This window comes from Pseudofrankia coriaricola (assembly GCF_001854805.1).
Taxonomy (GTDB): Bacteria; Actinomycetota; Actinomycetes; order Frankiales; family Frankiaceae; genus Pseudofrankia.
This window is the reverse complement of the sequence record NZ_MBLO01000114.1, coordinates 43,523-55,105: the sequence shown is the minus strand read 5'-3', so window position 1 is coordinate 55,105 and position 11,583 is coordinate 43,523. Positions and strand designations below refer to the sequence as shown.

The window sequence follows — 11,583 nt, the reverse complement described above, 5'->3', positions numbered from 1 at the left end:
GGGCATATTCGCCGCCCCACGTCGGATATGGCTGTTACGGCCGGAGGCTTTCATGGCGGCATAGCGGGCGATGGCGGCCATGAGATTAATTGCCTCATTGGAGAATCCCGGGAAGGCGGCCGGTGATCCTGGTCCCAGTCTCGATCCCGGTCCCCGGTCCCGGTCGCGACGACCTACGTGCCGTCGGGGTGCCCGGCCGGTGAACTGTCCCGAGGGTCGCCGAGCTTGCCTGAGGGTACGCATTCCCGTAACTTGATGTAGTCCTTCGCGTACAGGCAGCGATCTCCATGAAAACGTGGACGTCCAGCGCCTCCGGAATCGGAGGGGGCACGGCCTCGACCCGCATGGTCTCGACTAGCCAGTCGGCGAAGCCCGCCGACGCGAGGCTCACGGCCCCCGCATGGACACGTATCGCGACGTCACTGTCGCGCAGGTGGCATACGGATGACGGCACCGGCAAAGGCACCGGCGCCCAGCGCGGTGCGGGTGGCCGATTCGGCGAGGATGACCACCCGGGTCGGTGGCGGCGGAACCGACCGTGGCGGGCGGGCCGGCTGGGCCGGGCCGTTCCCCTCATCACCGGTGCCGTCCTCGCCCTGCTGCTCGCGCTCACCGCCGTGCTGGTCGGGCGCTGGCAGCTTGGCAACGCCGAGCACGGCCGCCGGGCCAACCGGGTCGACCTCGTCGAGAGCATCGCGAACTACCGGTCGCAGACCGACGACCCAGCGACTCTCCAGACGATGGTCGACGGCGCCGGGTTCAGCCTGACCGATCCGGCCCACGACGCCGATCTGCTGGCGGCCTTCGACCTCACGCCAACCGGCAACCCGACGGTGGCCGTCGCCCTTTTGGACACGTCGGGACGGGTGATCGCGGCGCGCCCGGACGGCGCGGCGATCCCCACCGCCCAGCTGGGCTCCGCCTGGGGGGACGCGCTGCGCGGCGAGCCCGGCTGGTCCTCGGCATTCGACGTGGATGGCCAGGAGGTCCGCGCCGCGCTCGCCCCGGCCCACGCCGGCGGCAGCCCCACCGAGGGCTTCGCGGCTGGGAAGGGCGAGCCGCGAGCGGTGCTCGTCTCGCTGTCCATCGACACCGCCGGTGAGCGGTTCCAGGAGCGCCTCGGCGTGCTGGGCAACGGCGCCGGCGCGGGCGGGCTGTCCCAGGTGGACCGCGACGGTGTCGCGATCTCCTCGTGGGCGCCGACCGAGGTGGGCAGACGCATCGTCGACCCGGCCCGGCTGACGGGCCTGCGACCAGGCCATTCCGAGGTCTGGCAGACGCGCGGCGCCGACGGCCACGAACGAACCGTGATCGCCGCCGCACAGCTGACCACCGGCTATGTGACCGTGTTCGAGGCCTCGAACGAGCAGCTCTACGGCGACCTGCGCGACCAGCAGGCCAGCCGGAACCACACGCTCGTCGGCGTGCTCGGGGGGTCGGTGTTCGGGCTGGTCCTCTTCGGCGCATTACGCGAGTTAGGAGCCCGCCGGGCCCGCGCCCGGCTGCACAACCTGCTCGGCAACACCCATGACGTGATCGTGCTCGTCCGCGACGGTTCGACCGTGGTGTTCATGAGCCCATCGGCACGGCGGCTGCTGGGCCAGGCCGACGCCGAGTGGGTCGACCGGCCGCTGCTCGACCTCGTCCATCCCGACGACCGCGACCGGGTGGCGGCATCGCTCGCGTGCCTCTCGCCAGGCGAAACGACGCTCGTCGACGTCCGGCTGCGCGCCACGAACGGTGCCGAGCACGGATCCGCCCCGGTTGACGACACCGGCGCGGAGCCAGCCACCGGCGCGGAGGCGGCCTCGGGCGCGGAGGCGGCCACGGACACCGACCCGGAGCACTTCCGGTGGTTCGATCTCACCGCCGTCGACGAACGCGGTGCCCACGACCTGGGCGGGGTGGTCATCACATGCCACGAGGTGGGCGAGCGCAAGGCCCTTCAGGACCGCCTCGCCCACAAGGCGCGGCACGACCCCCTGACCGGCCTGCCCAACCGCGCGACCTTCCTCGCCCACCTCGCCGGCGCGCTCACGACGTCCGCCGTCGACGGCACGCGGGACGCGCTGCTGTTCATCGACCTCGACGACTTCAAGCCCATCAACGACAGGCACGGCCACGCCGTCGGCGACCACGTGCTGCGGGTCGTCGCCCAGCGCATCGTCGCCACCCTGCGCCCGGACGACCTTGCCTGTCGGTTCGGCGGGGACGAGTTCGGCGCGCTGCTGCGCGAGGCCGAACCCGCGACCGCGCGGCTGATCGCCGAGCGTCTCGCCACGGCCATCGCCCGGCCGATCAGCCTGCCCCCGCCGGACACGGGGGCCGGCGTCGCCTCGGCGCACCAGGCCGACCGCGTGCAGGTCCGCGCCAGCATCGGTGTCGCGCTGAGCACGCCGTCTCTCGACGGCCACGCTTCCCCCGCCGATGCCGACGCGCTGCTGCGGGCCGCGGACCAGGCCATGTACGAGGCAAAGCGCGCCGGCCACGGACCGCGCACGGTGTTCGCACCGGATCTCGCCCCCATCACCGGCCCCGCCGCGGCCCTCTCCGAGGCGGCCGCGGCGGCCATTCAGCCGTCGCCGCGGGCCGGCTCGGCGCCACCGTCGGCGCCGTCAGCGCGGCCGGCGACGGTGTCGCGGCGGGCCGCGGCCGGGGCCGCGGAGACAGCGCCGGCCACGGCGGGCCCGGCGCCGCGGGACGACGCCTCCGCGCGCGGAGGCGGGCCGCGCCGGGCCGCCGCGGGCCGCGCCAGACTCGCCGCTCCGATGGCCGGTCGCCGCCGGCGGGCCTGGCCCAGATGGCTGCGCTCCCTTGCCCCGATTCTCGCGGTCGCGGCGCTCCTGCTGGGCATCCTCGGCATCGGCCTGCGTCAGGAGGCCGATGCCCAGCGCACCGCGCGCGCCGCCGCCCTCGCCCAGAACCGTGCCGTGGCGGCGGCGTTCAACGACTCCGCGGCGACGATCCTGGAGCCAGGGCGGCTGGTGCCACTCGTCTCGGCCGCTCCGTGGACCTTCACGAACCCCACGATCGACCGCGAGATCCTGCGCCGGTTCGCGGCCTCCGCCATCGGCGGCCCGGACACCGATCTGCTGCTGACCTCGCCTGACGGTCAGATTCTCTCGGCGCTTCCAGCGAAGGCGACGATGCCGGTAGACACCCGAGGCACGCTGTGGCGCTCGGTCGTGGCGGGCCAGGCTCAGTGGACCCCGGTCACCGCCGACTCCACGGGGACCGAGCGGGTGTACGGACTGGAGCCGGTGATCCGCGATGGCAGGACCGTCGCGGTACTGGCCATCGGCCGCTCGGCGCACCACGGGCTACCGACGGTGATCTTCCAGTCGCTCGCCTCGCTGGGCTCCCTGGAACTGGTCGACCAGAACGGACGCGTCGGCTTCGGCTCGGACAACACCTTCATCGGGCGTCGCGTCGTCGACCCCGCGACGCTGAGCCGGCTCCCCCCTGAGGGCGAGGCGACCTCCGTGCGCTCGGCCGACCCAGGCCTGATCTCGCTCGCGATGCCGACGGGCCGGATTCCCGGCTACTACACGCTCCTGCAACGAGACCGGGCCGCGGTCTTCGACGACCTCGGCAGCTCGCTGCCCGGGCTCGGGCTCCTGCTCGGCATCGTCGCGTTCACGCTGATCGCCGTGGCCGCGTCCGACGACCGTCGCCGGCGGGTGCTGCGCCGTGATGTCGACCGCTTCGAGGCGCTGCTGCGCGGCGCTCACGACATCGTCGCCGTCGCCGCCCCGGACGGCCGGATCAGCGTCGTCGGGCCATCGGTGACCCGCCTCCTCGACCAGCGGACCACCGACTGGGCCGGCCACGACGTCGCCGACCTCGCCCATCCGGACGACGCGGCGCGGCTGTGCACGTTCGTCCGGGCCACGGCCGGCAGGCTGCCACCACCGCCGCCGCCCACCGGGGCGCCCGCCTCGCCTCGTGCCCCGGCGGCCTCACCGCCCTCCGCGGCGGCGCCGTCGCCGGCCGCGGGGGCCGGGCGGCCCGGTCCGGAGACTCTGCAGGACGTTCGGCTCCGTACCGCCGACGGCCGGCACCGGTGGTTCGACGTCACCGCGTCGGCGTTGACGACGGCGCCCGGCTCGGACGTGTCCGGTGTCCTGATCACCTGTCACGACATCGGCGAGCGCAAGGCGCTGCAGGACGAGCTGACCGCCGCCGCGTACCGCGACCCGCTCACCGGCCTGCCCAACCGGGTCGCCTTCGACCGGTGTCTCGACGAGGCCGTCCTGCGGGCGGCCAGGCGGTGTGCCGAGCGGCCAGACGGGCATGATCTCGCCGCCGGCGGCTCCGGACCCGAGGCTGGCAGCGGCGTCCCGACCGCGTCCGCCGGCGCGTCGCCCTCCCGATGTGCCTGGGAGACGGGCGCCTCGCCATTCGGCGTCCTGTTCGTCGATCTGGACAACTTCAAGCCCGTCAACGACATCTACGGCCACGGCACCGGCGACGAGGTTCTCGAGATCGTCGCGCTGCGGCTGGAAGCCACCGTCCGGGCGGGGGACACCGTGGCGCGGCTCGGCGGCGACGAGTTCGGCATCCTCGTCGCGAACACGGACGAGGGCGAGCTCGTCGAGCTCGCCGAGCGGATCCTCGCCGCGCTGCGCCAGCCACTGCGGACCAAGGTGGCCGTACTGACGGTCGCCGCGACGATCGGTGCCGCGCTCTCCACCGCCTACCCCGACCCGTTGCGGATCATCCGCGCCGCCGATCTCGCCATGTACGACGCCAAACGCCGCGGCCGAGGGAGCGCCGTGCTCGCCGGAGCCGATGGACGCGCCCCGCGACGGCGTGACCGGTGACCAGGCCGGATGACCGGGCCCGCCCCAAACAGCCAGACGTTCACGATGCGGCGTAGCCCGCATCGTATGCGTCGCAATTGGGTATAGGTTACGAGCTGGGCGTAGCCTGCCGATGATCACGCCGGCGGCATCCGGCGAGACACCGGTGGGTGCGCGAGAGGAGCGGGAGTCAGTGACCGACAGCGACGTCGCTGGGGACGGGTCGTGGAACTTCGAGTCGGTCGCGTCCGGCGGCACGGTCCTCGGGCCAGACGGTAAGCCGATCGACCTGCGCACCGACCTCCCGCATATCGCCCGGGTCTACGACTACTGGCTCGGCGGCAAGACCAACTACCCGGCCGACCGGAAGGTCGCCGAAGCGGTCATGGCCGCGATGCCCGCCGTCACCGAGAGCGTCCGCGCCAACCGCTCCTTCCTGCGTCGCGCCGTGCACCTGCTCGCCGCCGAGCACGGCATCCGCCAGTTCCTCGACATCGGCACGGGCCTGCCCGCGTCGGACAACACGCACGAGGTCGCCCAGCGGGCCGCTCCGGACAGCCGCATCGTCTACGCGGACAACGACCCGATCGTGCTCGCGCACGCGCACGCGCTGCTCACCAGCACACCCGAGGGCAGCACCACCTACGTGCATGGCGATGTGCGCCAGCCGGCCGACATCCTCGCCAAGGCCGCCGAGGTCCTCGACTTCAGCCAGCCGGTCGCCCTGATGCTCATCGCGATCATGCACTGTGTGCCGGACGGCGATGACCCGTACTCGATCGTGCGCACGCTGTCCGACGCGATGCCCCCCGGCAGCTTCTTCGTCTTCACCCATCCCGCCATCGCGACCGAGGCCCCCTCGGGCAACGTCCCGGCGGAGGACCTGGCGGCGGCGTACGCCCTGATGCGGGAGGCGTCCACCGGCAGCTTCCACGCGCGGACGCAGCAACAGATCGGCCGGTTCTTCGACGGCTGGGACCTGCTCGAGCCCGGCGTCGTGCTGGCCACGAAGTGGCGGGCCGACGAGCCCGAGTCCACCGTGATCTGGACCGGGGTCGGCCACAAGCCCGCCTGACCCGCCCGGCCCGGGAGCTCAGTCGCCTTCCATCGCCTCCAGCCGGCGCTTCGTCGGAGCGCCGCGCATTAACCCTCGGCGAACGGAGCTGAACAAGCCGCGCAGGTCGCGGTGGGGCTGGTGGCGGCCGAGGGGGCGGTGGCGGCCGAGGCCGCTCGAAGCCGGCGCGGCGGCGGGCGGCCCTCGCGGATCTGGCTGAGCACGGGTGTGCCGATCTCGTTGATGACGACGCGGGTGCCGTCGTGGCGGCGGGCGCGGGTCCAGCTGTCGATCAGCTGGTATGCGGCATGGTCGAGGTAGTCGACGGCGAGGTCGAGCTGGACCGGCGCGGCGGCGGGCAGCCGGGCTAGCTGGCGTGCCAGCCGGGGCAGCGACGGGAAGGCCAGCGTTCCCTCGATGACCACCCGCCACGGCAGGCCGCCAGCCGCTGGCGGGTGGACGTGGACGGCCGTGACGAGAGCGCGCCGCAGCGTCTGCAGCACGGCCACGCCCACTCCGAGCGCCACTCCCTCCAGGAGGTTGAGGACCACGACGCCGCCCGCGGTGACGAGGTAGGTGGCGAGGTCCCCATGACGGGACAGGACCCGGACTCCGGCGAGGTCGACGAGTTTCACGCCGATCACGACGAGCAGCCCGGCGAGGACCGCGAGCGGGATCTGGCGCAGCAGCGGCGCGAGCAGCAGGGCGAACCCGGCCATCCAGAGTCCGTGCAGGATGGTCGAGGCGCGGGTCCGGGCTCCGGCGCGGACGTTGGTGGCGCTACGGACGATCACACCGGTGACCGGGAGCCCGCCCGCGAGCCCCGAAACGGTGTTCGCGGCGCCCTGCGCGACCAGCTCCCGGTCCAGGTTCCCGCGAGGACCGCCGTGCATGTTGTCCACGGCGACGGCCGACAGCAGTGACTCGATGCTGGCGATCAGCGTGACGGTGAGGATGGCGGTCGCGATGCCCGTCGCCGGGCCGCCGGGCAGCTCGGGCAGGGCGAGTGAGCTGAGAACGTCATGGGGCAGCGCGACGCGGGGCACGTCGGATGCGAACGAGGCCATGGTCGCGAGGGTCACCGCCGCCAGCGGCGCGGGCACGCTCGCGAGCGGGCACGGCAGCCGCGGCCACGCCAGCATCAGGACGACCGTCGCCAGGCCGAGCACGGCCGCCACCGGGACGTGGACGGTCCCGAACTGGCGGCCGAGCTCGACGATGTTGTCGAGCGCCGAGGACCTCGCGGCGCCGCCGAGCACGACGTGGACCTGGCCGACGACGATCGTGATCCCGATGCCCGCGAGCATCCCCTGCACGACGGCCGGCGAGATCGCGAGCACGCCGCGGGCGACCCGGCTGACGCCGAGAAGCACCTGCAGGACGCCCGCGACGGCGGTGACGAAACACGCGGCCCGCCAGCCGTAGGTCGCCACGACCGTCGCGACCACCGAGGTGAGGCCTGCCGCCGGGCCTGAGACCTGAAGGGGGACGCCGCCCAGGGCGCCCGCCACGACACCGCCGACCACGGCGGCGATGACTCCGGCGGCGACCGGTGCTCCAGAGGCGACAGCGATGCCCAACGAGAGCGGCAGGGCGACCAGGAAGACCACCAGCGACGCCTCGACGTCGGCGCGCCACCGGGGACGCGCGTCACGCCGGTCCGGCGAGGCTCGCGGCGGGAACTCTCCCGGCTTGCTCAGGTCCCTCGGGCCTCCCGGACTGCTCAGGTTGCTCGTTTCGCTCGTGTCGCTCGTGTCGGGCGCGGGGGACTCGTCGGGCACGTGCGGACTCCAGTCGTAGGCCGGCTGCAGACACCACGACAACGCGTAGCCATAAAGCTACGTTCCGAGGTTGATTGGGTGGGCGGTGTCGAAGATGTGGGCGCCGAGTGGTCAAGTGTCGACTGTTTGCTCATCACGCCTCCCGGGAACACCGGCCCGCGTGGCGGCATGGGACAAGCGCGACGACATGATCGTCTACGAGGAGGAGCCGTTCAACGCGGAACCTCCCGCGGCGGCGCTCGCCGACAGACCGATCACGCCTCTGGACACCTTCTACAGCCGCAACCACGGCCCGATCCTTCAGATCGACCCGGACTCGTGGCGCCTGCGGGTCGACGGGGTCGTCCGCCGTCCCCTGGTGCTCTCCCTGGCGCAGCTTCGCGCCCGATTCCCCGAGCGGACGATGGTGGCGACGCTGCTGTGCGCCGGTAACCGCCGGGCCGAGCTGGCCGCGGTCCGCCCTATCCCCGACGAGGTTCCGTGGGGATCCGGCGTGATCTCCACGGCCCGGTGGACCGGCGTGAGCCTCGCGGATGTGCTGGCCGCGGCGGAGCCCTGGCCCGACGCGGGGCATGTCGCCTTCGGCGCCGCGGACGTCTCCGAACTCGCCGATCCCCCGCAGCCCTTCGGCGGGTCGGTGCCGATGTCGAAGGCGATGGCCGGCGAGGTCCTGCTCGCCTGGGAGATGGACGGCGCCCCACTGCCTCCGGCACACGGCGCCCCGGTCCGGGTCGTCGTCCCCGGCTACATCGGTGCGCGCAGCGTCAAGTGGGTGGAGCACATCCACGTCCAGGAACAGCCCTCGGACAACTACTTCCAGGCCAGCGCCTACCGGCTGCTACCCGCGGACGTCGACCCGGCGGCGGCCGCGGCCGGTGCCGGCCTGTCGCTCGGGCCCCTGGCCGTCAACGCCGCGATCCTCACCCCCGAGGACGGCCAGGCGCTCCCGCCCGGGCCGAACCGGATCAGCGGATACGCCATTGCCGGCGACGGCCGCGGTGTCGCCCGCGTCGACGTGCGGGTGGAGACGCCGGGGTCACGCCAGGGCACCGGCCCGGACGCGAACGGTGCCAGCCCCTGGCGGCAGGCCGACCTCGGCCCGGCGCCGAGCCCCTGGGCCTGGCGGCTGTGGGATACGACAGTGCGGATCCCGCCCGGGCCGGTGGACATCGTCGCGCGTGCCTGGGACACCAGCGCCACCGTGCAGCCGGAACAGCCCGCGACCTTGTGGAACCCGAAGGGCTACGGCAACAACGCCTGGACCCGGGTACGGGTCACCGGCCGAGCCGCCTGACACACGACCGCCACCGGCCGTGAGCTAGGAGCCGCGAGCTCAGGGGCAGGTGGCTCGGTACGGCAGGTTCGGGAGGTAGCGGGCCCATTCCGCCGGCGTGAGGCGGTCGGTCGGGACAGCGCAGGCTCGCTGGGCGAGTTCGGCGGCGTCGACGGTCCATAGCCGGGCGGTCCAGTCGGTGCTGGTGGTGGCGAGCTGCCGGCCGTCCGGGCTGAACGCTACCCCGTAGACGCGGTCCTCATGGCCGGTGAGGGTGGCCAACGGCCGGGGCTGACGGAGGCTGGTGACGTCCCAGAGCCGGGCGGTCTGGTCACGACTGGTGGTCGCGAGCGTCCGGCCGTCCGGGCTGAACGCCACCCCGTAGAGCTCGTTGGTGTGGCCGGTGAGAGTGGCCAGCGGCACCGGCTGCCGGGGGTGGGCGACATCCCACAACCGGACTGTCCGATCGCCGCTGGCGGTGGCGAGCGTCCTCCCGTCCGGACTGAACGCCAGGTCCAGGACGAAGCTGGTGTGGCCGCTGATCGTCGCCAACGGCGCCGGCTCGCGGGGGTTGCCTATGTCCCACAGCCTGGCCTTCTGGTCGGTGGCGGCCGTGGCGAGCGTCTTCCCGTCCGGACTGAACGCCAGGCCCCAGACGGCACCGTCGTGACCGCTGATCGTCGCCAGCGGCGCCGGCTGCCGCGGGTTGGTCACATCCCACAGCCGGGCCGTGTGGTCGAGGCCGCCGGAGCTCGCCAGGATCCGGCCGTCCGGGCTGAATCTGACGCCGTACACGGACTCGGTGTGACCGGTGATGACCGCCAGCGGCGCCGGCTGGCGCGGGTTGGTGACATCCCACAGCCGAAGCGTGTGGTCTTCGCTGGCGGTGGCGAGCGTCTTCCCGTCCGGGCTGAATGCCACACCGTTGACCTCGCCGGTATGCCCGATGAGGGTGGCTATCGTCGTCGGCCCACCGGAACCGGTGAGGTCCCACAGCCGGGCGGTCCCGTCGTCGCTGGTCGTGGCGAGAACCTTGCCGTCCGGGCTGAACGCCACGTAGATGACGTTGTTGGTGTGACCGGAGAGGACCGCCAGGGTCGCGAGCTTGCTGTCCGCGGCGGCCAGCAGCGCCGCGCGGGCCTCGGACGTCGGGGCCAGCCGGTAGGCCGCCGTCGCCAGCCGGAGCGACAACGCACGGCCGGTCGGCCCGGCCGCCGTGGCCCGCGCGGCGAGTGTCCGGGAGCCGGCTGCCAGGTCATCGGCTGACGGGTCGTTCCCGCCGCTGGAACGGTTGAGCAGCACGACGGTCGTGAGCGCCGCCGCCACGACGAGAGCGACGCCCGCCGCGACCAGCGCCCGGCCGCGGCGTCGCCGGCGGCCCCACGGGATGAAGCCGGGCGGGTTGGCACCCGCGGGTAGGTGCACGTCATCGGGCCGGCCGGCCGGAGGAACCGACAGGGCCGGAGGAACCGAGCCACCCGGGGGAACCGAGCCAGCCGGCGGAACCGAGCCGGCTGGAGGAACCGAGCCGCCCGGAGGAACCGACAGGGCGGTAGGCGGGATGGTCAGCGGCGGAATCCGCGGAAGGGTCGAGATGACGGTGGCCTCGGGCCCGGCTTCGGCGTCATCTGACGGCTCCGGCGCGGCGGGCACTGACGCGCCGAGCAGCATGCCGTAGAGCTCGGCGGCGGTCGGCCGGAGCTCCGGGTCCTTGCGCATGGCGACCGCGACGATGTCCCGCAGCGGCATGGGCAGGCCGGACAGGTCGGGCGGCTTCGTCTCGATGCGGTAGAAGATCACGTCCGTGGGGCCGTCCCCGAAGGGGAGACGGCCGGTGCCGGCGTGCACGACGATGCCGCCCCAGGCGAAGATGTCGGCAGCCGGCGTCAGGTCGGTGCCCGCGACCTGTTCCGGCGCCATGAACGCCGGCGTGCCGACGCGCCGGATCTCCCGGGACAGCGCGGTGGCCGCGTCGAGTGCGCGGGCGATCCCGAAGTCGATGACCCGCGCGCCGGTCGGCGAGAGCAGGACGTTCTCCGGTTTGAGGTCGCGGTGGACCACGCCGGCGCTGTGGATGACCGTCAGCGCCGTCGCCACGCTGATCGCCAGCTGCTCGAGGTCGGGACGGGCGAGCGGCCCGCGCTCCCTGATCGCCTGGGCCAGTGTCGGGCCCTGGACGTAGTCGGTGACCAGGTAGGCGAGCTCGCCGTCCGTGTCGGCGTCGAGAACCTCAGCCGTGCAGAATCCCCGGACCCTGCGGGCATTGGCCACCTCGTGGCGGAACCGGGCCCGGAACTCGCGGTCGGCGGCGACCTCCGGACGGATCACCTTGACCGCGACCGGGCGTCCCTGCTGGCTGTGGCCGTAGTAGACCAGTCCCATCCCGCCGCGCCCGAGGCGGCGAAGCAGTGTGTAGGCGCCGACCTGGCGCGGGTCGGTCTCGCTCAGGGGGGCGCCAGCCGTGCCGCCCCCCGGCGCGCCCAGGGTCACCGCGGCCCCCGCCGCCGCGCCGCGCCGTCCGCTTCCGGACTCGTGCTCACCTTGTCCCCCTGCGTCGCCTGTTACGGAACATCGTCGCGAGACCCCCGGCAGGCGGTTGCCAGAGTCGTCAACCCGTCAGTTACTCGCGGCTCGCGCGAGGCGGCAGCCCAATGCACGGACTACGTGATCACT

General features: G+C 73.4%; 5 protein-coding genes. 3 read left to right on the top strand and 2 right to left on the bottom strand.

The window, feature by feature from the left end; genetic code table 11:
• The first annotated feature begins 344 nt into the window (after positions 1 to 344).
• The gene (locus BCD48_RS16990; protein ID WP_071049370.1) at positions 345 to 4,823 is read left to right on the top strand and encodes a diguanylate cyclase domain-containing protein; all 4,479 of its coding nucleotides are present in this window, start codon (positions 345 to 347) and stop codon (positions 4,821 to 4,823) included.
• 172 nt (positions 4,824 to 4,995) lie between these two features.
• Complete coding sequence (locus BCD48_RS16985) at positions 4,996 to 5,877, top strand: SAM-dependent methyltransferase (protein ID WP_241841790.1); 882 nt, start codon at positions 4,996 to 4,998, stop codon at positions 5,875 to 5,877.
• Positions 5,878 to 5,945: 68 nt separating this feature from the next.
• Here BCD48_RS16985 and BCD48_RS16980 read toward each other — a convergent pair whose 3' ends face one another.
• Positions 5,946 to 7,637, bottom strand: a complete 1,692-nt coding sequence (locus BCD48_RS16980; RefSeq protein WP_071049369.1) for a SulP family inorganic anion transporter — start codon at positions 7,635 to 7,637, stop codon at positions 5,946 to 5,948.
• Positions 7,638 to 7,797: 160 nt separating this feature from the next.
• Between BCD48_RS16980 and BCD48_RS16975 the strand changes: the two genes are divergently transcribed.
• The gene (locus BCD48_RS16975; protein WP_241841789.1) at positions 7,798 to 8,931 is read left to right on the top strand and encodes a sulfite oxidase; all 1,134 of its coding nucleotides are present in this window, start codon (positions 7,798 to 7,800) and stop codon (positions 8,929 to 8,931) included.
• Between the two features lie 39 nt (positions 8,932 to 8,970).
• On the opposite strand, the gene BCD48_RS16970 is transcribed toward BCD48_RS16975, so the two are convergent.
• A complete protein-coding gene (locus BCD48_RS16970; RefSeq protein ID WP_083418763.1) occupies positions 8,971 to 11,400 on the bottom strand; it encodes a WD40 repeat domain-containing serine/threonine protein kinase in 2,430 nt (809 codons plus the stop codon).
• Between the last annotated feature and the right edge of the window lie 183 nt (positions 11,401 to 11,583).